Here is a 25494-nt window from a genome sequence, read left to right on the forward strand (position 1 = left end):
CGTTGATGATGCCAGGCTCGGGGGACACCGCCGGCCTGGCCGGACCGACTTGTCAGACCCTCGTGATGTCATGCCGGTATGTCGTTGACGTGGGGTGCCGAGGCGAGCGCCGTGCTGGCTCCGGGCGCTCGCGGCGCGATCCGGATCCTGGGCGGTCCGGGTACCGGGAAGAGCAGCCTGCTGGTCGATGCTGCCGTCGCTGCGGTCGACGCCGGTGCCGATCCGGAATCGGTTCTGCTGCTTACCGGTTCGGGACGGATCGGGATGCGCCAGCGCAGTGCTTTGACGATGTCGTTGCTGCGTGCCACCGGCCCGGGTCGGTCCGCGATCCGTGAGCCGGTCGTGCGCAGCGTGCACAGCTACGCCTACGCCGTCCTGCGGCGGGCGGCCGAGCGCGCCGGGGATGCCCCGCCGCGGCTGGTCACCAGCGCCGAACAGGATGCCATCATCCGCGAGCTGCTGGCCGGTGACCTCGAGGGCGAGGGCACCTCCGGATGGCCGGCGCACCTGTGGCCCGCGCTGAGCACCGCGGGATTCGCCACCGAACTGCGAAACCTGTTGGCGCGCTGCGCGGAACGCGGCGTCGACCCGCAAGAGCTACAGCGCATCGGCCGGCTGTGCCGTCGACCGGACTGGACCGCGGCGGGCCGGTTCGCCCAGCAGTACGAACAGGTGATGCTGCTGCGCGCGGCGGTGGGCACCGCGGCGCCGCAAGCCACGACGCCGGCGCTGGGTGCCGCCGAACTCGTGGGCGCCGCCCTGGAGGCGTTCGCGGTCGACGCCGAGCTGCTGGCCGCCGAGCGCACCCGCATCCGGGTCCTGTTGGTCGACGACGCCCAGCAACTCGACCCGCAGGCAGCGCGGCTGGTCCAGCTGCTGGCGGCGGGAAGCGAACTGGCGCTGCTGGCCGGAGACCCCAATCAGGCGGTGTTCGGCTTCCGGGGCGGCGAGCCGGCCGGGCTCCTGGATGGCGATGCCCCCGCGGTGACGCTGACCCGGTCGCATCGGTGCGCACCGGCGGTCGCGCGCGCCGTCAGCGGCATCGCGGGCCGGCTGCCCGGCAGCAGCGAGGGACGGCGAATCGACGGCACCGGCGCCGAGGAGGGTTCGGTCCAGCTGCGGCTGGCGGCGTCGGCGCACGCGGAGGCCGCGCTGATCGCCGACGCGCTGCGGCGTGCGCACCTGGTCGACGACGTGCCGTGGTCGCAGATGGCGGTGATCGTGCGGTCGGTGCCACGAGCGGGAACCCGGTTGCCGCGCGCGCTGGCGGCCGCCGGGGTGCCGGTCGCCGCACCCGCCGTGAGCGGGTCGCTGAGCGAGGAGCCCGCGGTGCGGGCGATGCTCACGGTGCTGGCCGCGACCGCCGACGTGCTCGACGGTGACCAGGCGCTGGCATTGCTGCCCGGGCCCATCGGTCGCGTCGCCCCGGTTTCGCGGCGGCAGCTGCGCCGACCCCTGATGCGCGGCAACCCCGCCGATGCGGCAGGCGGGTTCGGTGATCTGCTGGGGGCCGCGCTGGGGGACGCCGCGCCGCCGCCGGCTCGCCCGCTGCGCCGGGTTCGCGCGGTCCTTGACGCCGCCGCGCGCTGCCACCGCGACGGCCAAGACCCGCGCTACACGCTCTGGGCGGCCTGGCAGCGGTCCGGTCTACAGCGGCGCTGGTTGGCGGCCAGCGAGCGCGGCGGCACCGCCGGCGCCCAGGCCACCAGGGACCTGGACGCGGTGACGGCATTGTTCGACGTCACCGATCAATACGTGTCGCGCACCCCCGCGGCGTCGTTGCGCGGTCTCCTCGATCACGTCGCGGCGCTGCAGCTGCCGAGCGTCAAGACCGAGCCGGCATCGACGGCCGAGCAGGTCCAGGTGCTCAGTGCTCACGCCGCGCTCGGACACGAATGGGACGTGGTGGTCATCGCCGGCCTGCAGGATGGTTTGTGGCCCAACACCGTTCCGCGCGGCGGCGTGCTGGCGACACAACGCCTGCTCGACGTCGTCGACGGTGTCTGTCCGGACGCCTCGGTACGGGCCCCGCTGCTGGCCGAGGAACGCCGGCTGCTGGTGGCCGCAATGGGCCGGGCCCGGCGCCGGCTGCTGGTGACCGCGGTCGACAGCGACACCGGTGGGGCGGACGGCGGAGCCGCGCTACCCTCGCCGTTCTTCTTCGAGCTCGGGAAGTGGGCCGATGAAGACGCCGATCATGTTGTAGCGCTGCCCGTTTCGGCCCCGCGCGTATTGTCGACCACCGCGCTGGTCGGCCGGTTGCGGGGTGTCGTGTGCGCACCGGACGGCGCCGTCGACGATGAAACCCGCCATTGTGCGGCAACGCAATTGGCCCGGCTGGCCGCCGCCGGTGTGCCCGGCGCCGATCCGTCCGGCTGGCACGGTCTGACCATGGTCAGCACCAGCGACCCGCTGTGCAACGGCGGCGATACCGTCACGCTGACGCCGTCGACGCTGCAGACACTGACTGACTGCCCGCTGCGCTGGCTGGTCGAGCGGCACGGCGGGACTAACCCGCGCGAGCTGCGGGCCACGATCGGCTCGGGGCTGCACGCGTTGCTCGCCGAATCGGGCAAGACCGAAACGCAACTGCTGGTCGAGCTGGAAAGAGCCTGGGAGCACTTGCCTTTCGAGGCGCGGTGGCATTCGGCCAACGAGCTGACCCGCCATCGCGCCATGATCGAGGCGTTCGTCGAGTGGCGGGCCCGCACCCGGGGCGAACTGACGGAGGTCGGCGTCGAGGTCGACGTCGACGGAGTCCTGGACGCGCCCCGGGCCGACGGCGGCGAAACCCGGCTGCGCGGCCGGGTCGATCGCCTGGAACGCGACGCGGCCGGACGGCTGGTGATCGTCGACATCAAGACCGGCAAAACCCCGGTCAGCAAGGACGACGCCCAGCAGCACGCTCAGCTGGCCATGTATCAGCTGGCGGTGGCCGAAGGCCTGATCCCCGGCGGGGACGAGCCCGGCGGCGCCCGGCTGATCTACGTCGGCAAGAGCGGGACAGCCGGCGCCACCGTCCGGGAGCAGGATCCACTGACACCGGCCGGGCGTGACGAATGGCGCGACCTCGTCACCCGCGCGGCCGACGCGACCGCCGGGCCGCAGTTCGTCGCCCGGCGCAACGACGGTTGCTCGCATTGTCCGGTCCGGCCGTCGTGCCCCGCCCACCTCGACGGGGCGGCATCATGAAACCACGCTACAGTCCGGACGAATTGGCTTGCGCCCTAGGACTTTTCCCGCCGACCGCCGAGCAGGCCGCGGTCATCGCCGCGCCGCCCGGGCCACTGGTCGTGATCGCGGGGGCAGGCGCGGGCAAAACCGAGACCATGGCCGCGCGGGTGGTATGGCTGATCGCCAACGGCTACGCCGACCCCGGCCAGGTGCTGGGATTGACGTTCACCCGCAAGGCCGCCGGACAGCTGCTGCGCCGGGTCCGTTCCCGGCTGGCCCGGTTGGCCGGTATCGGGTTGGGCGCTGCCAGCCCGGGGATCCTGGAGTCGGCGGGCAGCCCTGCTGTCAGCACCTATCACTCGTTCGCGGGCTCGCTGCTGCGCGACTACGGGCTGCTGCTGCCGATCGAGCCCGACACCCGGTTGCTCAGCGAGACCGAACTGTGGCAGTTGGCCTTTGACGTGGTGAACGGCTACGGCGGGCAGCTGCATACCGACAAGTCACCGGCCGCGATCACCTCGATGGTGCTGCGACTGTGGGGCCAGCTCACCGAGCACCTGGTCGACACCGACCAACTCCGTGACACCCACCTCGAGCTGGAGCGGCTGGTGCATGCCCTGCCCGCCGGTCCCTACCAGCGCGACCGCGGGCCGAGCCAATGGCTACTGCGGCTGCTGTCCGCTCAAACCGAACGCACCGAGCTGGTACCGCTGCTCGACGCGTTGCAGGAGCGGATGCGCACCGCGAAGGTCATGGACTTCGGTGTGCAGATGGCCTCGGCGGCAAGGCTTGCCGCGAATTTCCCGCAAGTCGGCGAGGACCTGCGCACCCGCTACCGGGTGGTGCTGCTCGACGAGTACCAGGACACCGGGCATGCCCAGCGCGTCGCGTTGTCGGCCCTGTTCGGCGGTGGCTGCAATGTTCAAGACGACGGGCTGGCGCTGACGGCGGTCGGCGATCCGGTTCAGTCGATCTACGGCTGGCGCGGCGCTTCGGCAACCAACCTGCCCCGGTTCACCACCGACTTCCCGCAATCCGACGGCACTCCCGCGCCGGTGCTGGAGCTGCGGACCAGCTGGCGTAACCCGCCCAGCACGCTGCACATCGCCAATGCCATTTCGGCGGAGGCACGACGCAGGTCGGTGGCGGTGCACGCCCTGCGATCCCGGCCCGACGCCCCGCCCGGCACGGTCCGCGCCGCGCTGCTTCCCGACGCGCAGGCTGAACGAGAGTGGATCGCCGACCACCTGCACGAGCACTACCAGCGAGCGCGTGCCGACGGCGTTAACCCGCCGACCGCCGCGGTGCTGGTGCGCCGCAACGCAGATGCCGCACCCATCGCCGATGCCCTTCGCGCGCGCGGGATCCCGGTCGAGGTCGTCGGGCTGGCCGGCCTGCTGTCCATCCCGGAAGTGGCCGAACTGGTGGCGATGCTGCGCCTGGTCGCCGATCCCACGGCCGGCGCGGCGGCGATGCGGGTACTGACCGGGCCGCGCTGGCGCCTGGGCGGCCGGGATGTCGCCGCACTCTGGCAGCGTGCCGCGTCGCTCGGCGCGGGGCGACCCGCCGACGCGTCCTCGGCCGAGTCGATCGCGATGGCCGCGGGGCCCGACGCCGACACCGCGTGCCTGGCCGACGCGATCGGTGATCCCGGTCCGGCCACCGCGTATTCGGTTGCGGGGTATCAGCGCATTGCCGCGCTGGGCGCCGAGCTGAGCGCCCTGCGTGGCCACCTGGGTCACTCGCTACCCGACCTGGTCGCCGAGGTGCGGCGGGTGCTGGGTGTCGACTGCGAGGTCCGTGCCGCCGCGGGCCATGGCGGTTGGGCCGGCGCCGAACACCTCGATGCCTTCGCGGACGTGGTCGCCGCTTACGCGGAACGCACTTGCGCGACCGACGTTTCGGCGACGGCGTCGGTGCTGGGGCTGCTGGCCTATCTGGACGCCGCCGAGATCGTCGAAAACGGTTTGGCGCCTGCGCCGTTGACGGTCGCGAGGGATCGGGTCCAGGTGCTCACCGTGCACTCCGCGAAGGGCCTGGAGTGGCAAGTGGTCGCGGTGGCCCACCTGTCCGGCGGAACGTTCCCGTCGACCGCGTCGCGCAGCAGCTGGCTGACGGACGCGGCCGAGCTGCCGCCGTTGTTGCGCGGCGATCGGGCCTCGGCGGGCTCGCTGGGCATCCCGGTGCTGGACCTCTCCGACGTCACCAATCGAAAGCAGCTGTCGGACAAGATTGCCGAGCATCGGCGGCAGCTGGAGCAGCGGCGCGTCGACGAAGAGCGCCGATTGCTCTACGTCGGGATCACCCGGGCCGAGGACACCCTGCTGGTCTCCGGTCATCACTGGGGGCCCACCGGAATCAAACCCCGCGGGCCGTCGGACTTCCTGCTTGAACTCAAGGACGTCATCGACCGGTCGGCCGCGGTCGGCGAGCCCTGCGGCGTGGTGGAGCAGTGGGCACCGGCGCCCGCCGACGGTGAACGGAACCCATTGCGCGACAATGCAATCGAAGCGATATGGCCCGCCGATCCTCTTGCCTCTCGTCGTACCGACGTCGAACGTGGAGCAGCGCTGGTGGAAGCGGCGATAGCGGCCCCGGCCACAGAGTGTGTGGACGTCGACGGCTGGGGTGCCGACGTCGATGCGTTACTGGCCGAGCGTGCTCGCTGCGAACGACGAGTGCAACGCGCCCTGCCCAGCCAGTTGTCGGTCAGTGGCCTGGTGGACCTGGCCCGCGATCCCGAGGGCGCGGTGCGGCGGTTGGTGCATCGCCTGCCGACGCGTCCGGATCCGCATGCATTGCTGGGCAATGCCTTTCACTCCTGGGTGCAACATTTCTACGGAACCGAATGGCTCTTCGACCTCGGCGACCTGCCGGGTGCGGCGGATGCCGATGTCGGCCATACCGAAGAATTGGCGGCGCTGCAGGAGGCATTCACCCGATCGCGGTGGGCCGCCCGCACGCCGATCGCCGTCGAGGTCCCGTTCGAGATGCCGATCGGCGACACGGTCGTGCGCGGGCGCATCGACGCCGTCTTCGCCGAACCCGACGGCGGCGCCACGGTCGTGGACTGGAAGACCGGCGAACCGCCGCGGGGTTCCGAGGCGATGCGACAGGCCGCCATTCAGCTCGCCGTCTACCGCCTGGCGTGGGCGGCGTTGTCCGGATGCCCGGAGTCCTCGGTGCGCACCGCGTTCCATTACGTACGCACCGGCGCAACCGTGGTCCCCGACGAATTGCCCGATCTCAGCGAGCTGGCGCGGCTGGCCCCGCACGGGGAGCGTGATGTCGCCGTCTGAGGCGATCAAGTGTCTGTCGACCGGCGATCGTGGTTACATGTGAGTCGTGCGTGTGGCGTGCGGTGTTGGCCAGCCAATGATGGACCGCTGTGCCCAAGGGTAGCTTGCGACGGCTGAGAGGTCTCGACGAGAGACTGACCACCCAGCCCGGTCACCTGCTGGTCGGCGTGCTGCGTATCCCCGAAGACCACGGCAGCCCCGCTCGCGTCATCACCCGCCGGCTGATCATCGCGCTGCTGGTGTTGTTCGGTGCCGCCCTTGTCGTTTACCTCGACCGCAACGGGTACCGCGACGTGCGCGGCGGGCGGCTGACGTTCCTGGACTGCCTGTATTTCTCGGCGGTCTCGCTGTCGACGACCGGTTATGGCGACATCACACCGATTACCGAAACCGCGCGGCTGGTCAACACCGTTGTCTTCACCCCGCTGCGCATCGCGTTCCTGGTCGTGTTGGTCGGAACCACGCTCGAGGTGCTTTCCGAGCGGTCCCGGCAGGGGTGGAAAATCCAGCGTTGGAGGAGCAGAGTGCGTAACCACACCATCGTGATCGGGTACGGCACCAAGGGCAAACGTGCCGTTGCCGCCCGGGTCAGCGACGAGGCCGCTCAGGGCGAAATCGTCGTCGTCGACACGGATCGCAGCGCCCTCGAGCACGCGACCACCGCCGGGCTGGTCACGGTGCACGGCGACGGCACCAAGTCCGACGTACTGCGGCTGGCCGGTGCGCAGCACGCCTCATCGATCATCGTGGCCACCAACCGTGACGACACCGCCGTGCTGGTGACCCTGACGGCACGCGAAATCGCGCCCAAGGCCCGAATTGTGGCCGCCATCCGGGAAGCCGAGAATTCGCACCTGCTGCAGCAATCGGGCGCGGACTCGGTCGTCGTCTCCTCCGAGACCGCCGGCCGGCTGCTCGGTCTGGCCACCACCACGCCCAGCGTGGTGGAGATGATCGAGGACCTGCTCACGCCGGACGCCGGGCTGGCCATCGCCGAACGCGAAGTGGAGGCGAGTGAGGTCGGCGGATCGCCGCGTCACCTGCGCGACATCGTGCTGGGAGTCGTGCGCGACGGACATCTGCTGCGCATCGGTGCACCCGAAGTCGATGCGATCGAGGCCACCGACCGGCTGCTGTACATCAAAAACGCGGGGCATTAGTGACGATCGCAAGCGCGGCGAAGCCGGGCGCGGCGAGTCGGCACCGGGAGGCATAGCGTGGACTTTCAGCTGAGCAGTGTTCCGCTGCTCTCGCGCGTCGGCGCCGACCGGGCCGATCAGTTGCGTACCGATGTCGACGCGGCCACCGTCGGATGGGCAGACGCGGCGGTGCTGCGGGTGGATTCGCGCAACCAGGTGCTGGTCGCCAACGGCCGGGTGGTGCTCGGTGCGGCGGCCGAACTGGGCGAAAAGCCGCCGCACGATGCTGTTTTCCTTGGCCGCATCGAGAACGACCAGCACGTCTGGGCCATCAGGGGAGCGCTGCAGGCACCCGCGGACCCGGACGTCCAGACCGAGGTGGTGAACCTGCGCAGCCTCGGCCCGATCTTCGACGACACCAGCAGCCAGCTGGTGGCGTCGGCGGTTGCGCTGCTGAATTGGCATGACCGGGCGCGGTTTAGCGCGGTGGACGGCTCCCCGACGAAACCGGCCCGGGCGGGCTGGTCGCGGGTCAACCCCGTCACCGGGCACGAAGAGTTCCCGCGGATCGACCCGGCGGTCATCTGTCTGGTGCACGACGGTGGCGACCGCGCGGTACTGGCCCGCCAGGCGGTGTGGCCCGAGCGAATGTTCTCTCTGCTGGCCGGATTCGTCGAAGCCGGAGAGTCTTTCGAGGTCTGCGTGGTCCGCGAGATCCGCGAGGAAATCGGCCTGAACGTCACCGATGTTCGTTACCTGGGCAGCCAGCCGTGGCCCTTTCCTCGTTCGCTGATGGTCGGTTTCCACGCGTTGGGCGACCCCGACCAGGAGTTCTCGTTCAACGACGGTGAAATCGCCGAGGCGGCCTGGTTTACCCGCGACGAGGTGCGCGCGGCACTTGCCGCCGGCGACTGGAGCAGTTCAGCAGACTCGAAACTGCTTCTGCCAGGCTCGATTTCGATTGCGCGGGTGATCATCGAATCCTGGGCGGAGCTCGACTGACGCGCTAGTTGATGCGATCGGTGATGATCTTCAGGACGGAATTCGCGATCTGATCCGAGGCTTCAAGACCCACCACGCCGACCGACACCAGCACCGCCGACTCGGTGCGGTACAGGTGGCTCCATTGGTCGGCGCTGAGTCTCAGGGTCGAGGGATCGGGTTTGTCGAAAGCGAAGGCGTAGTTGGGGTCGTGTAGGGCAACACACGCCCGCAGCGACGATTCCAGCTGACGCAACGCGTTCTGCGCCGCATCGGGGGTCGCGTATCGTGCGGCCGCCTGAGTGACTCCGTTGACCATCGCATTGCCGCCTGGCTGTATGTCGTCGGTGACCCCGTGATAGCCCGCGCTGCGGAACTCCGTCCAGTTGCTGCCGAAGGTGAGCTCGTTGTGTCCCACTGCCCGGCACGGCGCGGGAGCGCTGGCATCGGAGGGGGCCGGCTTATGTGTGTCCACCTTGGCGCGCGGCCTCAGATCGTCCGTCTTGGCGATTTGTCGGACCTCGTCGATGCTGACAATCATGTCGTCGACGTGCGTGGCGGTGTGGGATTTGGACGGGGTGCTCGAATGCGAGCAGCCCGTCATCACCAGCATCGTGCAGCAGGCGATGGCGGCCGGCCAGAATCCGCGCCCGGAATTCGATCCCATGTGTTCCGATGGTAGGGCGCTCCGCTGCGCCGCTGCGGCCAAGCGTGCGTGTTCAGGCCGAGTGCTTAACCGGCGACCTCAGCCAGCTTCGCTTTCACCTCGGCAGCACTCGGGTTGGTCAGCGTCGACCCGTCGGCGAACTTGACCGTCGGCACGGTCTGGTTGCCGCCGTTGACCGAACCGACGAATTCGGCGGCCGCCGAATCGTGTTCGATGTCGACCGTCTCGTAGGGGATTCCGTTGGACTTGAGCACGGTCATGAGCCGGTGGCAGTAGCCACACCATGACGTGGTGTAGACGGTAATCGGAGCGTTGCTCATAACCCGATAACGTAGCCCGCCGACGATGCGTTGCGTGTAGCGGGCGCTGAGGAGGCGGGCAGTTTGGCTGGGCCCGCCGACGATGCGTTGCGTGTAGCGGGCGCCCGGGCCTACGGCGTGGCGAAACACCCGGTTTGTCGGCAACCGCTGCCAAGATGGACGGCATGCCCATGGTCGCCGATCCACTGACCGCCGGGCTGGACGACGAACAGCGTGAGGCCGTGCTGGCGCCGCGCGGACCGGTTTGTGTGCTCGCGGGTGCCGGAACAGGCAAGACCCGCACCATCACGCATCGCATCGCCCAGCTCGTCGCGAGCGGCCATGTCGCCGCAGGGCAGGTGCTTGCGGTCACCTTCACCCAGCGCGCGGCGGGCGAGATGCGCTCGCGATTGCGGACGCTGGACGCCAATACCCAGACCGGATCGGGCGTCGGCGCCGTGCAGGCCCTGACTTTCCACTCGGCCGCACACCGCCAGCTGCGCTACTTCTGGCCGCGGGTGGTCGGCGACACCGGCTGGCAGCTGCTGGACACCAAGTTCGCCGTCGTGGCCCGCGCGGCCAGCCGGCTACGGCTCAATGTCAGCACCGACGACGTGCGCGACCTGGCCGGCGAGATCGAATGGGCCAAGGCCTCGCTGATCAGCCCCGAGGCGTATCCGAGCGAGGTCGCCGCCGCCGGCCGCGACATCCCGCTGGACGCCAAGAAGGTCGCCGACGTCTACACCGCCTATGAGGCGCTCAAGGTCCGCGACGAATCGGTGACGATGCTCGACTTCGACGACCTGTTGCTGCACACCGCGGCCGCGATCGAGAACGACGCCGCGGTCGCCGAGGAGTTCCGCGACCGTTACCGCTGTTTCGTGGTCGACGAGTACCAGGACGTCACCCCGCTGCAACAGCGGGTGCTGTCGGCATGGCTGGGCGATCGAGACGACCTCACGGTCGTCGGCGACGCCAACCAGACCATCTACTCGTTCACCGGCGCCTCGCCCCGTTTCCTGCTCGACTTCTCGCGGCAGTTCCCGGACGCCACGGTGGTGCGCCTGGAGCGTGATTACCGTTCCACCCCGCAGGTGGTCTCGCTGGCCAACCAGGTGATCGCGGCGGCCCGCGGTCGGGTGGCCGGCAGCAAGCTGCAGCTGTCGGGTCAGCGGGCGCCGGGCCCGGCCCCGACGTTCAGCGAGCATCCCGACGAAACCGTCGAGGCGGCCGCGGTCGCGAAGGCGATAGGCGGGCTGATCGAATCCGGCACCGCGCCATCGGAAATCGCGGTGCTCTATCGCGTCAATGCACAGTCGGAGATCTACGAGGAAGCGTTGACCGAAGCGGGCATCGCCTACCAGGTTCGCGGCGGCGAGGGCTTCTTCAACCGCCAGGAGATCAGGCAGGCGATGGTGGCCCTGCGCCGGGCAGCCGAGCGCCGCGCCGAGGGGCCCCTGGACAAGCCACTGCCCGACGTGGTCCGCGCGGTGCTGGAGCCGCTGGGGCTGACCGCCGCCGAACCCGACGGCACCCGCGCCCGGGAGCGCTGGGAGGCGCTGTCCGCGCTGGCCGAGCTGGTGGACGACGAGGTGGCGCAGCGCCCGCAGCTGGAGCTGCCGGCCTTGGTGACCGAGCTGCGGGTCCGGGCCGACGCGCGCCATCCGCCGGTGGTGCAGGGCGTGACGCTCGCGTCGTTGCACGCCGCCAAGGGGCTGGAATGGGATGCGGTGTTCCTGGTCGGGTTGGCCGACGGCACGCTGCCCATCTCGCACGCGTTGGCCCATGGCGCCGAGAGCGAACCGGTCGAGGAAGAGCGTCGCCTGCTGTATGTCGGAATCACCAGGGCCCGAGTGCATTTGGCGCTGTCCTGGGCGCTGTCGCGCAGCCCGGGCGGCCGGCAGACCCGCAAGCCGTCGCGGTTTCTCAACGGCATTGCACCGCAGGCGCGCGTCGACCCGGCGCCGGGCAAATCCCGGCGCAAGCAAGGCGCGTCGCGATGCCGGATCTGCAACAACAACCTGACCACCCCGGCGGCCGTCATGCTGCGCCGCTGCGAGACATGCTCGGCCGACATCGACGAGGCATTGTTGCTGCGGCTCAGACAGTGGCGATTGGACGTCGCCAAGGAGCAGAAGGTGCCCGCGTATGTCGTCTTCACCGACAACACGCTGATCGCGATCGCCGAACTGTTGCCCGGCGACGAAGCGGCGCTGATCGCGATCCCGGGTATCGGCGCGCGCAAACTCGAGCAGTACGGAGCCGACGTGCTGGAGTTGGTGCGCGGCCGCGCCTGATCGTCTCCCGACGCCAAACGCGCAGGTCAGAAAATCGGTTGCCAGCGCCGTGGGCTAACATCTACTCTCGGAAACGCAATCTGCTGCCGGCGCGACGCCGGCATGCGCCCAGGCGAGAGGAGGTGGCCACGATGATCAACGACACGTTTGAGGTAGGCGTGGCCGGCGCGGTGCTGTCCGCGTGGACCCTCCATGCCGCCCACGCCGCCGTAAAGGCGGCCGGTGCTAAGCATCGCGCCGCCGCCGCGACTGACGCGTTCGTGGATCGGGGAAGTACGTAACCACCCGGTTTTCAAATGGCCACGGACCCGAAGTCACAAGGATCCGTGGCCATAGTTTTCGGGGCTGAAATCTTTCAAAGCCCGCAACCTGGTTCGGATCACCGAAGAAGGACACCCGACCAGGAAGCAGGTGAGCAGGACATGTCGGCACAGACAGTCCCCAGACAGCCCGCGCCGGCGTTGCCATGTCACGCCGGCGATCCCGATCTATGGTTTGCCGACGCCCCGGCCGACCTGGAGCGCGCCAAGACACTCTGCACGGACTGCCCGGTCCGGCGACAGTGCCTGGCCGCGGCGCTGGACCGTGCCGAACCGTGGGGCGTGTGGGGCGGCGAGATATTCGATCGGGGCTCGGTCGTGAGCTACAAACGTCCGCGCGGACGCCCGCGCAAGGACGCGGTCGCTGCCTAGACGGCCGCCACGTCGGGGTCGGCGAAACCGGGGACCAGTTCCTCGGTCAGTGCCTTGATCGGCACGTGAGCGTCCAGCTGGCACAGGATCGCGGCCACCGACATGATCACCCGCATCGGGATCACCAGTTTGGGCGGTAGATCCATCTGCCGGGCCGTCCGGATCTGCGACACCGATCGGTCGATCTCGACGGCCGACATCTTCTGCAGCCACTTGCGGGTGTAGTGGAAAACCTCCACCTCGACCGGTTCGACGTACTGGCGCAGCATGTCGTCGATGTCGCGCACCGACACCTGCTGGCCTTTCTGGATGAAGCCGGCCTTTTCCATCGTCGGCAACAGCAGGTCGTAGTTCTTGTCGCGGGCCAACCGGATGGTCATCCCGAGTTCGATTGGAAAGCCACCGGGCATCGGCGCGACGGCGCCGAAGTCGATGACGGCCATCCGGCCGTCGGCCAACAGCATGAAGTTTCCCGGGTGCGCGTCGCCGTGCAGCATCTGCAACCGGCGCGGGGCGTCGAAGGTGAGTTCGAGGAGCCGGGTGCCGATCAGATCGCGCTGCTCGACGGTGCCGTGGCGGATGATCTCGGCCATCGGCACACCCTGGATCCACTCCTGGACCACGACCTTGGGTGCGCTGGCCACCACGCGCGGCACCGCGAAGTGCGGATGATCGTGATACGCCTTGGCGAACGCGCGCTGGTTGTCGGCCTCCAGCCGGTAGTCGAGTTCCATCTCGGTGCGTTCGATCAGCTCGTCAACCACGCCTTGGACGTCGGCGCCGGGCGCAAGCTGTTTGGCCACCCCGACCATCCGCTGCATCGTCTTGAGGTCGGCCCGCAGGGCCTCGTCGGCGCCCGGGTACTGGATCTTGACGGCCACCTCGCGGCCGTCGGACCACAGCGCCTTGTGCACCTGGCCGATGCTGGCCGAAGCCACCGGGGTGTCGTCGAACGAATTGAACCGGTCCCGCCACTTGGTGCCCAACTGCGCGTCAAGTACCCGGTGCACCTTCTCGGCGGGCAACGGCGGAGCGTCTTTCTGCAGCTTGGTCAGCGCCTCCCGGTAGGGCTCACCGAACTCCTCGGGAATGGCCGCTTCCATCACGGACAGGGCCTGGCCGACCTTCATCGCCCCGCCCTTGAGTTCGCCCAGCACCTGGAAAAGCTGGTTGGCAGCCTTCTCCAGCAGTTCGGCCTGGACTTCGTCTTTCGACTTGCCGGTCAGCCGCTTACCTAAGCCCAGCGCGGACCTCGCAGCAAAGCCGACCGGAATACTGGCCAGCTTCGCGTTGCGCGCCGCCCGACCCCGTTTAATCTCAGACACATATCCATCATCCATGACGACGCGGCCGCCCCGGGCTTGATCTTGGCAACAGTGGGGTGTCAGCTCGACCGGCGGTCACGTCGGGCCGCACGTGCCCGGCCACTCGGACGACGGCCCGATCAGCACGAACACAACGGATGCTTGGTCCATTGCCGCGCGACGATGGCGCCGGCGTGCAGATCGAATTCCAGGGTGGCGTTCAACGCTTGCGGTGGACCGGGATCGGGCCCGGCATCGCGGCCGCGCACCGCCGCGATCACGCGGTGCACCTGGCTCAGCGCCAGCGCGGCGGTCGCCAGCAGGGTGGGCCGATCGGCCACACCGACGGTCTCGCGTAGCTGAGCCGCGACCGCCGGCCACGCGGCATCCCGGTCGCTGCGGTGCAGATCGGCGCAACTCAGGCAGCTGGTCACGCCCGGAATGACCAGCGGCCCGACCAGCCCGGTGCCGTCGCGGACCCGTACCGCCAGGTGCGCGACGCGTTGGCTGTGCAGATCGCGGACCATGCGCGGGTCGGCGACCAGGTAGTCGGCCAGCACCACCAGATCCACGGCGGCGCGCGACACCGCGGCGTGGGGTTGACTGCTGTGCGCAATCCGCGCCCCCGAGCAGCGCAGCGACTCCATCAGCAGGTCCGACAGGGGCCCGCGGCCGTGCACCCGGATCGACGCGGCCCGGCCGCCGGATTGCCGGCGGCTGCGGGTCACCACCCCGGCGTTCACCAGCTGCGTGACGAGATGTGTCAGGTCGGGGTCCGTCAGCCCGTGCTCGAGGGCGTGCCGCTGCAACTCGGCGATCGGCAGGGGCGATCGCATCGTGTGCAAGAGCGTCGCCACTGCCGCGGCGGCCAGGCCGCGCGGGGGACGGATCAGCACCGCGCGCCGCGGATCCCAACCCACCTGCACCGCACCATCGGGGCGCAGCAACACGGGCATCGCCGGGTCCAGCGCATAGGTAGCGGTGCCGGGCATGAACCAGACTGTGCCACGCCGGGCGCGCACGCCCGATCAGCTCTCCACAGGACCTTCAGGACCTCTGCGGTGGTCGCCTCGTCTGCTTACTCGCCCGGCGGCGGGCATGGGTGTGAATAACGCCATGCCATGATCTCTCCGAATTGTGCGTGCGTATTGACCGGCCCGAACGTGTATCCACAGGGCCAGTTGCGCTGTTCGCCGGGGTCGTCGTTCGGGTCCGGATCAGCGTGCGCGATTCCCGCACCGAACGCCAGGGCCAACAGCGCCGATCCCACAGCGATGATTGGTCGTTTGCGCATTTCCTGCACCTCGATCTGTCGTCCGTGGCCAGTGTCGCGGTACTGGCCGAGTGGATTGAGCCGATGCGGTCGGCCCTCCGCACGCTTACCCACGCTGCCCGTGGACTTTGTCAACGAAGCCGTGAACAGCGCGCAAATTATGGGTTCAGCGCATACACCCAGAGCGGGCGACGTTCAGCCGGGCGGCGCGGTCACGATCATCGTCTGTTGCCCGGTCTTCCACGCAGCCATGAATGTCGTGATGCTGACCTTCGTGTCGCCGTGGTCGGCGTACGGGTCGTTGAGGTGAACGGTGTCGTTGTTGGTGTCCACCCCGGTGACGACGAGCAGGTGATCGGCCGTTTTGCGCTGGTCGTTGCTGTCCAGGATGGTTCCGCCGTTGACCCAGGCGATGACCTTGCGGCGGGCGCCGAGGTCCTGCTCGAGCGCGGACAGAGTTACCTCGTCGGGGTATTTGTCCCAGGTCATCCGTGACTTGATGCCGTAGTGGTCGAGCAGGACGACGGTGTCGGCCGCATCGATGCCACCCTTCTCGGTCTCATGGCCCGGGTCGCCGGTGGGCAGGTAAATCGGTCCGTCGCGGATCACCGAGGGCGTCTTCTGCGCCAGCTTGATGATCTCTTGCTCGGTCGCGGGAGTGCCGGTGACCTCACCGACCACGTCGGCCACCGAAGCCAGCCCGCACGTGTCTTCCGTCGACTGCTGCACCCAGTACTTGGCGGCCGCCTCGGGGTCGCCGTACACACCGCTGACGGTCGGCTTCGCCGGCGCCGCCATGCTGCCGGTCGCGGCCGCGGGTGAGGTCGTCGCGGCACCCGTCGATGACGGCGCCGCCCCGCACGCCGATACCACCAAAACGTTGGACAGGCCAATGCCAGCGCAAACCAACGCGGTGCGCAGCGCGGCTGCCATACGGGTGCTAAACATGCTGCCGCCAAGGCCAGTCGGGATAGTCGATCAACGACAATATAGCACCTCCAGCAAACACCTGCGATCCAATTGGATGCAATGACGATAAGCCGGTTTCCGGGTGCGTGAACGCCCCGCTCGGCCGTCGGTCGAAACCGTCCACTCAGTTGCTCCTGCGGTCCAAGTGCGGAACTGCAATAGTGATCGCGGGCATTTGCGGCGCCGCCGTGGCCCACAGCGCCAAACCGGAGCAAAAGGTGAGGTCGGTCGATGAAAATTCGTCTGTGTGGGCTGTCACTGGCGGCGTCGGTGATGCTGGTCGCGGCGGCCTGCGGTTCGCACTCCACGAGCCCGGTCGCCCACTTGGCGACGGCGCCGGCGACGTCGAACGTGACGCTGACCGAGACCGGTTCCAACAACCTCTACCCGCTGATGGACGCGTGGGCCGCGTCGTATCACTCGAAATACCCCAACGTCACGATCACCGTCGCCGGCGACGTGTCGGGCAACGGGATCGCGCAGGCCGCGGACGGCGCGGTCACCATCGGTGCATCCGGTCTCTACCTGACCGAGGGGGACTTGTCCGCACACCCGGGCCTGCTGAATATCGCGTTGGCCGTTTCTTCGCTGCACGTCAACTACAACCTGCCGGGTCTGCTCACGCATGTCCGGCTGGATGGCAAAGTACTCGCGGCCATGTACAAGGGCACCGTCAAGACCTGGAACGACCCGCAGATCGCCGACCTCAATCCGGGCGTGGTCCTGCCGGCCATCCCGGTGATTCCGTTGCACCGCACGGACCCCGGGAGTAACGACACCTACCTGTTCACCCAGTACCTGTCCAAGCAGGACCCTGACGGGTGGGGCAAGTCGCCCGGCTTCGCCACCTCCGTCGACTTCCCCGCTGTGCCAGGCGGTTCGGGTCTCAACGGAATGGCGGCCGTGGTAACCAGTTGCGCCCAGAATCCGGGATGCATCGCCTACCTGGGCACCCGCTACCAGGCCGAGGCCGCACAGAAGGGGCTCGCCGAGGCCGAGTTGGCCAATGCCTCAGGCCATTACGTGCTTCCTGATGCCGAGAGCGTCGAGGCCGAGGCCGCCGGATCCGCCTCGCAGACGCCGGCCAATCAGGCGGTCTCGTTGGTCAACGGGCCCGCCGCGGAAGGGTACCCGATCGTCAACTACGAATACGCGATCGTCTACAGCAAGCAGAAGGACCCTGCCGTTGCGCAGACGTTGCAGGCCTTCCTGCACTGGGTGGTGACCGACGGCAGCGGCCCCAAATTTCTTGACGCCGTTCATATTTACCTTCGGCCGCTGCCGGACGCGGTCAGGGCGCTGTCCGACGCCCAGATCGCCAAGATCACCAGCTAGGCAAACGCCGGCCTAGTCGCTGACCGGCCCGCCGCCGGCGCCGGAGTCGTCTTGCTCCAGCCGTGCGATGGCCTCATCGATTCCGCTGGTGTCGCCGCCGATCACGCGATCGATGAAGCCGGCGGGTTCGTCGAGGTCCTCGGTGCCCGGCAACAGATCGGGATGTTGCCAGACTCCGTCGCGGACATCCATACCGGCGGCTTCGGTCAGCCGCTGCCACAGCGCCGCGGCTTCCCGCAGCTTGCGCGGGCGCAACTCCAGGCCGACCAGCGTGGCAAACGTCTGCTCGGCCGGACCGCCGCTGGCCCGGCGTCGGCGCAGCGTCTCGCTCAACGCGGCCGCACCCGGAATCCGGTCGCCCAGGGCCGCGGTCACCACGACCTCCACCCAGCCCTCGATCAGCGCGAGCAGGGTCTCCAGCCGTTCCAGCGCCTGGGTCTGCGCCGGCGTGGCCTTCGGCTCGAAAACGCCTTGGCCGAGCAGGTTTTCGATCGCGGCCGGATCCGTAAGCGAGGCGGGGTTGAAGTCGCGTGCCAACTCCTCGATGCCGCTCATGTCGATCTTCATGCCCATCGCGTAGGCCTCGATGGCGCCCAGCAGCTGGCTGGACAACCACGGAACGTGGCTGAACAACCGGTGGTGGGCCGCTTCCCGGGCGGCCAGGAACGTCATGATCTCGCTGCGGGGCTGCTCGAGTCCGGCGGCGAAGGCTTCTACGGCGTCGGGCATGATCGCCGCCACGCCCTTCGGCCCCAGCGGCAGGCCGATGTCGGTCGACGTCAGCACCTCGCGGGACAACCGGCCCAGGGCCTGGCCCAGCTGCGACCCGAACGCCATCCCACCCATTTGCGACATCATCGCCATCAGCGGGCCGGCCATGCTCTTGGCCTCCTCGGGCAGCGACGACGCCCACACCGTCGAAATCTGTTGGGCCATCGGGTCGCACAGCCGTTTCCAGGTTTCCAGGGTGTTGTCCACCCAATCGCTCGGACTCCAGCCGACGGACTTGGTGGTGCCGGCGGGCAGCGCGGGGACGCCGTCGAGCCAGGTGTCGGCGAGGTGTACCGCATCGACGATCGCCGAGGTCGTCGTGGCCGGGATCGGTGCGACGAATCCAATCGAGCTGGCCGCGACTTGCCGGGCCAGGTCGTAGTTGACGGGTCCCGACGGGGCGCCGCCGGCCGGCCCGGTGCCCGCGCTGCTGAACATCTGACCCAGCTGCGTGAAGATTTGCCCCAGGTCACCCATGTTGAAGTCCCCGCCCATGCCGAACGCGCCGAGCGGGTCTGACGGGCCCGAGCCGGACTCGGGATTCTTCTTCCCGTGCTTGTCGCGCTCGGGGTCTTCTCCGTGGGAGAAGCCGAAAGGCAGGTCAGCCATGACCTCAACGGTACTCACCGCTGGAACAGAAGTTGCCATCCGGCGTCACGCTTGTAGCTGAACGAGTCGCCCCGGTGTCCGGTTAGGGTAAGCGGCGTGAACAGGCGGATTCTGACCTTGATGGTCGCGCTGGTGCCGATCTTGGTCTTCGGCGTGTTGCTCGCGGTAGTGACGGTGCCGTTCGTCTCGCTGGGCCCCGGCCCGACTTTCGACACGCTCGGTGAGGTCGACGGCAAGCAGGTGGTCGCGATCGAAGGTACGCAGACTCATCCGACGACCGGTCACCTCAATATGACAACGGTGTCCCAGCGCGACGAGCTGACCCTCGGCGAGGCGCTCACGCTGTGGTTCTCCGGGCAGGAGCAGTTGGTACCGCGCGACCTGATCTATCCGCCCGGCAAGTCCCGCGAAGACGTCGACAAGGCCAACACCGCCGACTTCAAAGATTCCGAGGACAGCGCCGCCTATGCCGCCCTGGGCTATCTGAAATTCGCCCCCGCAGTCACCGTCGCGACGGTCACCGATCCCGGCCCGTCGGTGGGCAAGCTGAAGGCCGGTGACGCTATCGATGCGGTCAACGGCACCCCGGTGGTCAATGTCGAGCAGTTCACCGGACTGCTGAAGACCACCAAGCCCGGCCAGACGGTGACGATCGACTACCGCCGCAAGAACGAACCGGCCGGCGTCGCGCAAATCACCCTCGGTACAAATAAGGACCGCGACTACGGCTTCATGGGTGTCGCGGTGCTCGACGCGCCGTGGGCACCGTTCTCGGTGGATTTCAACCTTGCCAATGTGGGCGGACCGTCCGCCGGTCTGATGTTCAGCCTGGCCGTCGTCGACAAGCTCACCACCGGTGACCTGGCCGGTTCGACGTTCATCGCGGGGACCGGCACGATCACCTCCGACGGCAAAGTCGGCCAGATCGGCGGCATCACGCACAAGATGGTGGCCGCCCAGGAGGCGGGCGCCACGGTGTTCCTGGTGCCGGCAAAGAATTGCTACGAGGCGACCTCGGACAATCCGCACGGTTTACGGCTGATCAAGGTCGAGACGCTCGGGCAAGCCGTGGATGCGCTGCACGCGATCCAACAAGGAGGTCAGGCGCCCAGTTGCTAGCCCGCAATTCTGCGTACAGTTGTGACGTCCAGCTCACATTGATCAGGGAGCGTAGCTAGTGGGGATGCGGCCCACCGCAAGGATGCCGAAGCTGACTCGGCGCAGCCGGATTCTGATTTTGGTCGCGCTCGGGGTGATCGCGCTGCTGCTCGCCGGCCCGCGCCTCGTCGACGCCTACGTCGACTGGTTGTGGTTCGGTGAGCTCGGCTATCGCTCGGTGTTCACCACCGTGCTGATGACCCGCATCGTGGTGTTCCTGGTCGCGGGCCTGCTGGTCGGCGGGATCGTGTTCGCCGGGCTCGCGCTGGCCTACCGCACCCGTCCGGTCTTCGTCCCGAGCAACGACAACGACCCGGTGGCGCGCTATCGCACCGTCGTCATGTCCCGGTTGCGGCTGGTGGCCATCGGCATCCCCGCGGCAATCGGGCTGCTGGCCGGCATCGTCGCGCAAAGCTACTGGGTGCGGATCCAGCTGTTCTTGCACGGCCAAAGCTTCGGGATCAGGGATCCGCAGTTCGGCAAGGATCTCGGCTTCTACGCGTTCGAGTTGCCGTTCTACCGGCTGGTTCTCAGCTACCTGTTCGTGTCGGTATTCCTGGCCTTCGTGGCGAATCTGCTGGCGCACTACATCTTCGGCGGCATTCGGCTCTCCGGCCGCACCGGTGCACTGAGTCGTTCGGCCCGGGTGCAGCTGGTCAGTCTGATCGGCACGCTGGTCCTGCTTAAAGCCATTGCCTACTGGCTGGATCGTTACGAGCTGTTGTCGCACACGCGCGGCGGCAAGCCGTTCACCGGTGCCGGCTATACCGACATCAACGCGGTGCTGCCGGCCAAGCTGATCCTGATGGCGATCGCGCTGATCTGTGCGGCCGCAGTCTTTTCCGCGATCGTGCTGAAGGACTTGCGGATCCCGGCGATCGGCTTGGTCCTGCTGCTGCTGTCGTCGTTGATCGTGGGCGCCGGCTGGCCGTTGGTCGTCGAGCAGATCAGCGTGAGACCCAATGCCGCGCAAAAGGAAAGCGAATACATCGGCCGCAGCATCACCGCGACACGGCAAGCGTACGGCCTGACGTCCGACCAGGTGACCTATCGCAATTACAGCGGCGACAGCCAGGCCACCGCCCAGCAGGTGGCGGCCGACCGGGCGACGACCTCGAATATCCGGTTGCTTGACCCGACGATCATCAGCCCGGCGTTCACCCAGTTCCAGCAGGGCAAGAACTTCTACTTCTTCCCCGACCAGCTGTCGATCGACCGCTACCTGGACCGCAACGGCGCGTTGCGTGATTACGTAGTCGCGGCCCGAGAACTCAACCCGGACAGGCTGATCGACAATCAGCGCGACTGGATCAACCGGCACACCGTCTACACCCACGGCAACGGTTTCATCGCCTCTCCGGCCAACACAGTGCGCGGCATCGCCAACGATCCCACCCAAAACGGTGGCTACCCAGAGTTTCTCGCCAACGTCGTCGGCGCCAACGGCAGCGTGGTGTCGGACGGGCCGGCCCCGCTCGACCAGCCCCGCATCTACTTCGGGCCGGTCATCTCCAACACCTCGGCCGACTACGCGATCGTCGGCCGCAACGGCGCCGACCGCGAATACGACTACGAGACCAACACCGAAACCAAGAACTACACCTACACCGGACTCGGGGGCGTCCCGATCGGTGACTGGCTATCCCGAAGCGTGTTCGCCGCCAAGTTCGCCGAGCGAAACTTCTTGTTTTCCAGCGTGATCGGTTCCAACAGCAAGATCCTGTTCAACCGTGATCCGGCCGCGCGGGTGGAGGCGGTGGCGCCGTGGCTGACCACCGACAGCGCGGTCTACCCGGCGATCGTCAACAAGCGTCTGGTGTGGATCATCGACGGCTACACCACGTTGGACAACTACCCGTACTCCGAACTGACGTCGTTGGAGTCCGCGACGGCCGACTCCACCGAGGTCGCGTTCAACAAGCTCGGGCCCGACAAGCAGGTCTCCTACATCCGTAACTCGGTGAAGGCCACGGTCGACGCCTACGACGGGACCGTGACGCTCTACCAGCAGGACGAGCAGGATCCGGTGCTCAAGGCCTGGATGCAGGTGTTCCCGGGCACGGTCAAACCCAAGAGCGACATCAGCCCCGAACTGGCCGAGCATCTGCGTTATCCCGAGGACCTGTTCAAAGTGCAGCGGATGCTGCTGGCGAAGTATCACGTCAACGACCCCGTGACGTTCTTCTCCACCTCGGATTTCTGGGACGTGCCGCTGGATCCGAATCCGACGGCCAGCAGCTATCAGCCGCCGTATTACATCGTCGCGAAAAACATTGCGAAGAACGACAATTCGTCGTCATATCAGTTGACGAGCGCGATGAACAGATTCAAGCGCGACTACCTGGCCGCTTACATCAGCGCCAGCTCCGATCCCGCGACGTACGGCAAGATCACGGTGCTGACCATCCCCGGTCAGGTCAACGGTCCGAAGCTGGCCAACAACGCAATCACCACCGACCCGGCCGTGTCTCAAGACCTGGGAGTGATCGGGCGAGACAACCAGAACCGAATACGGTGGGGCAACCTGCTGACTCTGCCGGTCGCGCAGGGTGGACTGCTGTACGTCGAACCCGTCTACGCCTCTCCGGGAGCCAGCGACGCTGCCTCGTCGTACCCGCGGTTGATCCGGGTTGCGATGATGTACAACGACAAGATCGGCTACGGGCCCACCGTCGGTGACGCGCTCACCGGGTTGTTCGGGCCAGGCGCGGGTGCGGCCGCGACGGGGATCGTTCCCACCGATGCGGGTGCCCCGGCGACTCCGCCCGCGAGTCCACCGACCCCGGCCCAGGCGCCCGGCCCGAACAACCCGCCCACGGCGGTGCCGCCGGCGCCGGATGGGGTGACGACGCTGTCGCCCGCGAAAGCCGCTGTCCTGCAGGAGATTCAGACCGCGATCAACGCCGCGCGCGACGCGCAGAAGAAGGGTGATTTCGCCGGATACGGAGCCGCGCTGCAGCGGCTCGACGACGCGATCACCAAGTACAACAACACGAAGTAGCCGCTTTCACGCGCAGGCGGTGCGGAACCGGTCCCGGTAGGCCTTCGGGCTGATGCCCAGGTGGTTGACGAACACGCGGCGCAGCGTTTCGATGCTGCCGAAACCCGCGAGATGCGCTGTCTCCGTGACGGTCCGGCCGGCTTCGAGCCCGGCACGCGCGAAGTCGATTCGAACCAACTCGACATAGCGCGCCGGTGTCATCCCCAGCTCCGACTGGAACAGCCGGGTCAGCTGCCGGGTGCTCAGCGACGCCTTGGCGGCGAGCTTGGACACGCTGTGGTCGAGAGCGGGATTGGCCGCGATCGCATCGGTGACCGTGCGCAGCGGCGATCCCGCCGGCGGGTCGGCCTCGACCAGCACCGAGAACTGCGATTGGCCGCCCGCGCGTTTGAGGTAGACGACCAACCACCGGGCCACGTCACGGACCAGCTCTGTCCCGTAATCCATTTCGACCAACGCCAGTGCCAGGTCGATGCCCGAGGACACGCCCGCGGAGGTGTAGACGTCGCCGTCGCGCACGAAGATCGCGTCCGGCTCGACGGTGACATCTCCGAAGGCCCGGGCCAATCGCCGGATCTCGTGCCAATGGGTGGTGGCGCGCCGGCCGTTGAGTAAGCCGGCCCGCGCGAGGACGAACGAGCCCGTGCAGATGGACGCCAGCCGCCGGGTTCGCGGCCCCACCGATCGGACCGCCTCCACGAGCGCGGGATCGATCGCTTGCGTTGGCAGACTGTCGCTGCCGGCGACCATGACGGTATCGGCGGAATCGATGGCCGAAAGGCTGTCGGTGACGCCCAATCGTGTCCCGATCGAGCTGGTCACGTCGTTGCCGTCCACGGACGCGATCTTGAGTTGATAGTCGGCGCCGAACCGGTTGGCCTCGACGAACACTTCACCCGCCCCCGCGACGTCCAACAGCGTTACTCCGTCGAAGACGACGATTACCACCACTCGCGAACGCGCTTCGGCCACCGATCCATTGTGTCGCTTTCTGTGGAGAAGACGGCAGGAACGACGACGGTCGGTTTGCCCGTATCCCCGCAAACTGACTGGCAACACCAACGAGGAGGCAAATCATGGATATTCAGATGGTGGACACCATTGCCGACATCGCGATACCCGACACCGCATTGGTGCGGGCGATCACCGCCCACATCCGCGGGGCAGAAGACGACCTGCTCTTCGACCACTCCCGCCGGGTGTTCCTGTTCGGTGCTTTGCAGGGACGCCGTCGCGGACTGCAACCGAACCTGGAGTTGCTCTACGCCGGGGCGATGTTCCACGATCTCGGCCTCACCGAGCGTTACCGGACCTCGCAGCTGCGTTTCGAGGTCGACGGCGCCAACGCGGCACGTACCTTCCTGCTCGAGCATGATGTCGACCAAGCCGACGCCGACAAGGTGTGGCTGAGCATCGCGTTGCACACGACTCCCGGCATCCCCGAGTTCCTGGCACCCGAAGTCGCCCTGGTGACCGCGGGCGTTGAAACCGACGTACTGGGCATCGACCGCGACGAGCTTTCGCCGCAGGCCCTGGAGGCGGTCACCGCGGCGCACCCGCGCCCGAATTTCAAGCAGCGCATCCTGGCCGCGTTCAACGACGGAATGAAGCACCGCCCACACAGCACCTTCGGCACGGTCAACGACGACGTGCTCGCGCACTTCGACCCGACGTTCGTCCGCGAGAACTTCGTCGAGACCATCCTCAACAACACGTGGCCTGAATAAGCGTTGCAGCGCAAGGGCTTTCCGAGGAGGGTAGGCACATGAACCAAATCGGGGTGACGGTGGTGCGGCCGGGGGAGGGCGACGTCGTGACGCTGCCGGGTTTCGGGGCGGTGTTCAAGCTGTCCGGCAAGACCAACGGGGGTGAGGTGTCCATCGTCGAGCACCCGTTCGCCGTCGGCTTGCTCACCGCGGCGCATCGGCACACCCGTGAGGACGAGCACTCGATCGTGCTGGCGGGCGAGATCGGCTTCCGCTCCGACGACAGCGAGGTGGTGCTCGGACCCGGTGGTTACATCACCAAGCCGCGCGGGCAGATGCACGCGATGTGGAACGCCGGCAGCGAGCCGGGCCGCATCATCGAGATCATCACTCCGGGCGGGTTCGAGAATTACTTCCGCGAACTCGGCGAATTGCTCGTCGAGCACGCCGACGACCCGGCCGGCAAGCCGCTGCACGAACTGCCCGCGTTCGGCGAACTCGCCGACAAGTATGGGCTGATCTACGGCTCGCCGGCCTGGATGGACGACCTCGCGCGGCGGTACGGGCTGAACCCGCCTTCCCATTGAGGTCAGCACCGATACCCCCGCTGAGCCCGCGATTTGGTCGGCTCGACACCGGTTCGGTAACCTTGCATTTACCGACGCGGGGTGGAGCAGCTCGGTAGCTCGCTGGGCTCATAACCCAGAGGTCGCAGGTTCGAATCCTGTCCCCGCTACAAAGCGAAACGGCCCCCGGAGAGATCCGGGGGCCGTTTTCATGCCCGATGGCCAGGTATTTGTCGAAGAATCCCACCTTGCCG

The 25494-nt window shown here is 67.9% G+C and carries 20 protein-coding genes and 1 tRNA gene; 13 read left to right on the forward strand and 8 right to left on the reverse strand.

From position 1 onward, the window contains the following. Nucleotides 1-78 precede the first annotated feature (78 nt). The 4 genes from MAAFP003_RS06370 to nudC all read left to right on the forward strand — a co-directional run bounded on the left by MAAFP003_RS06370 (nucleotide 79) and on the right by nudC (nucleotide 8614). Nucleotides 79-3192, forward strand: a complete 3114-nt coding sequence (locus MAAFP003_RS06370; protein ID WP_096285391.1) for an ATP-dependent helicase — start codon at nucleotides 79-81, stop codon at nucleotides 3190-3192. Further along, nucleotides 3189-6473: an ATP-dependent helicase gene (locus MAAFP003_RS06375; RefSeq protein ID WP_096285393.1), complete on the forward strand. Its 3285-nt coding sequence runs from the start codon at nucleotides 3189-3191 to the stop codon at nucleotides 6471-6473. Before MAAFP003_RS06370 ends, MAAFP003_RS06375 begins: the two co-directional genes overlap by 4 nt. A gap of 89 nt (nucleotides 6474-6562) precedes the next feature. Continuing rightward, nucleotides 6563-7633, forward strand: a complete 1071-nt coding sequence (locus MAAFP003_RS06380) for a potassium channel family protein (RefSeq protein WP_096285395.1) — start codon at nucleotides 6563-6565, stop codon at nucleotides 7631-7633. Nucleotides 7634-7690: 57 nt separating this feature from the next. After that, on the forward strand, nucleotides 7691-8614 hold the full coding sequence (gene nudC / locus MAAFP003_RS06385; RefSeq protein ID WP_096285397.1) for an NAD(+) diphosphatase: 924 nt from the start codon (nucleotides 7691-7693) through the stop codon (nucleotides 8612-8614). Nucleotides 8615-8618: 4 nt separating this feature from the next. Here nudC and MAAFP003_RS06390 read toward each other — a convergent pair whose 3' ends face one another. Together MAAFP003_RS06390 and mrx1 are read right to left on the reverse strand one after the other, a co-directional pair. Continuing rightward, nucleotides 8619-9260, reverse strand: coding sequence for a sensor domain-containing protein (locus tag MAAFP003_RS06390; RefSeq protein WP_096285399.1), 642 nt, complete (start codon nucleotides 9258-9260; stop codon nucleotides 8619-8621). Between the two features lie 65 nt (nucleotides 9261-9325). After that, nucleotides 9326-9580, reverse strand: a complete 255-nt coding sequence (gene mrx1, locus MAAFP003_RS06395) for a mycoredoxin Mrx1 (RefSeq protein ID WP_096285401.1) — start codon at nucleotides 9578-9580, stop codon at nucleotides 9326-9328. Nucleotides 9581-9744: 164 nt separating this feature from the next. Between mrx1 and MAAFP003_RS06400 the strand changes: the two genes are divergently transcribed. The 3 genes from MAAFP003_RS06400 (at nucleotide 9745) to MAAFP003_RS06405 (ending at nucleotide 12548) form a co-directional block, all read left to right on the forward strand. Beyond that, nucleotides 9745-11856 (forward strand): ATP-dependent DNA helicase UvrD2, encoded by a 2112-nt coding sequence (locus tag MAAFP003_RS06400; RefSeq protein ID WP_165796317.1) that lies wholly within the window; start codon nucleotides 9745-9747, stop codon nucleotides 11854-11856. Between the two features lie 131 nt (nucleotides 11857-11987). Beyond that, complete coding sequence (locus tag MAAFP003_RS29075; RefSeq protein WP_165796287.1) at nucleotides 11988-12137, forward strand: hypothetical protein; 150 nt, start codon at nucleotides 11988-11990, stop codon at nucleotides 12135-12137. A 141-nt stretch (nucleotides 12138-12278) separates the two neighbouring features. Beyond that, nucleotides 12279-12548, forward strand: a complete 270-nt coding sequence (locus MAAFP003_RS06405) for a WhiB family transcriptional regulator (RefSeq protein ID WP_096285413.1) — start codon at nucleotides 12279-12281, stop codon at nucleotides 12546-12548. Here MAAFP003_RS06405 and MAAFP003_RS06410 read toward each other — a convergent pair. The 4 genes from MAAFP003_RS06410 to MAAFP003_RS06425 all read right to left on the reverse strand — a co-directional run bounded on the left by MAAFP003_RS06410 (nucleotide 12545) and on the right by MAAFP003_RS06425 (nucleotide 16073). Further along, nucleotides 12545-13888, reverse strand: a complete 1344-nt coding sequence (locus tag MAAFP003_RS06410) for a macrolide-binding ATPase MABP-1 (RefSeq protein ID WP_096285414.1) — start codon at nucleotides 13886-13888, stop codon at nucleotides 12545-12547. The two genes, MAAFP003_RS06405 and MAAFP003_RS06410, sit on opposite strands and share 4 nt — an antisense overlap. Before the next feature lie 104 nt (nucleotides 13889-13992). Next, nucleotides 13993-14844, reverse strand: a complete 852-nt coding sequence (locus MAAFP003_RS06415; protein WP_096285415.1) for a cyclodehydratase — start codon at nucleotides 14842-14844, stop codon at nucleotides 13993-13995. A gap of 86 nt (nucleotides 14845-14930) precedes the next feature. Next, nucleotides 14931-15146: a hypothetical protein gene (locus tag MAAFP003_RS06420; RefSeq protein ID WP_133160823.1), complete on the reverse strand. Its 216-nt coding sequence runs from the start codon at nucleotides 15144-15146 to the stop codon at nucleotides 14931-14933. A gap of 174 nt (nucleotides 15147-15320) precedes the next feature. Further along, nucleotides 15321-16073: a C39 family peptidase gene (locus MAAFP003_RS06425; protein WP_096285417.1), complete on the reverse strand. Its 753-nt coding sequence runs from the start codon at nucleotides 16071-16073 to the stop codon at nucleotides 15321-15323. 252 nt (nucleotides 16074-16325) lie between these two features. Here MAAFP003_RS06425 and pstS point away from each other — a divergent pair, with 252 nt between their 5' ends. Continuing rightward, nucleotides 16326-17429 carry a phosphate ABC transporter substrate-binding protein PstS gene (pstS, locus tag MAAFP003_RS06430; protein WP_096285418.1) on the forward strand — a complete coding sequence of 368 codons (1104 nt, stop codon included), beginning with the start codon at nucleotides 16326-16328 and terminating at the stop codon, nucleotides 17427-17429. 12 nt (nucleotides 17430-17441) lie between these two features. On the opposite strand, the gene MAAFP003_RS06435 is transcribed toward pstS, so the two are convergent. Then, nucleotides 17442-18827 carry a zinc-dependent metalloprotease gene (locus MAAFP003_RS06435; RefSeq protein ID WP_096285419.1) on the reverse strand — a complete coding sequence of 462 codons (1386 nt, stop codon included), beginning with the start codon at nucleotides 18825-18827 and terminating at the stop codon, nucleotides 17442-17444. A gap of 78 nt (nucleotides 18828-18905) precedes the next feature. Here MAAFP003_RS06435 and MAAFP003_RS06440 point away from each other — a divergent pair, with 78 nt between their 5' ends. Together MAAFP003_RS06440 and MAAFP003_RS06445 are read left to right on the forward strand one after the other, a co-directional pair. After that, a complete protein-coding gene (locus tag MAAFP003_RS06440; RefSeq protein ID WP_096285427.1) occupies nucleotides 18906-19928 on the forward strand; it encodes a YlbL family protein in 1023 nt (340 codons plus the stop codon). Between the two features lie 58 nt (nucleotides 19929-19986). Continuing rightward, a complete protein-coding gene (locus MAAFP003_RS06445) occupies nucleotides 19987-22968 on the forward strand; it encodes a UPF0182 family protein (protein WP_096285433.1) in 2982 nt (993 codons plus the stop codon). A 6-nt stretch (nucleotides 22969-22974) separates the two neighbouring features. Here the strand turns inward: MAAFP003_RS06445 and MAAFP003_RS06450 are convergent, their stop codons facing one another. Then, nucleotides 22975-23919: a GlxA family transcriptional regulator gene (locus tag MAAFP003_RS06450; RefSeq protein ID WP_096285434.1), complete on the reverse strand. Its 945-nt coding sequence runs from the start codon at nucleotides 23917-23919 to the stop codon at nucleotides 22975-22977. 125 nt (nucleotides 23920-24044) lie between these two features. Between MAAFP003_RS06450 and MAAFP003_RS06455 the strand changes: the two genes are divergently transcribed. The 3 genes from MAAFP003_RS06455 (at nucleotide 24045) to MAAFP003_RS06465 (ending at nucleotide 25410) form a co-directional block, all read left to right on the forward strand. Continuing rightward, nucleotides 24045-24695 (forward strand): HD domain-containing protein, encoded by a 651-nt coding sequence (locus tag MAAFP003_RS06455; RefSeq protein WP_096285435.1) that lies wholly within the window; start codon nucleotides 24045-24047, stop codon nucleotides 24693-24695. Between the two features lie 38 nt (nucleotides 24696-24733). Next, nucleotides 24734-25261, forward strand: coding sequence for a cupin domain-containing protein (locus MAAFP003_RS06460; protein WP_096285436.1), 528 nt, complete (start codon nucleotides 24734-24736; stop codon nucleotides 25259-25261). A 75-nt stretch (nucleotides 25262-25336) separates the two neighbouring features. Then, nucleotides 25337-25410: transfer RNA gene (locus MAAFP003_RS06465), tRNA-Met, on the forward strand. The last annotated feature ends 84 nt before the right edge of the window (nucleotides 25411-25494 follow it).

Source organism: Mycobacterium ahvazicum, assembly GCF_900176255.2.
GTDB classification, from domain to species: Bacteria; Actinomycetota; Actinomycetes; order Mycobacteriales; family Mycobacteriaceae; genus Mycobacterium; species Mycobacterium ahvazicum.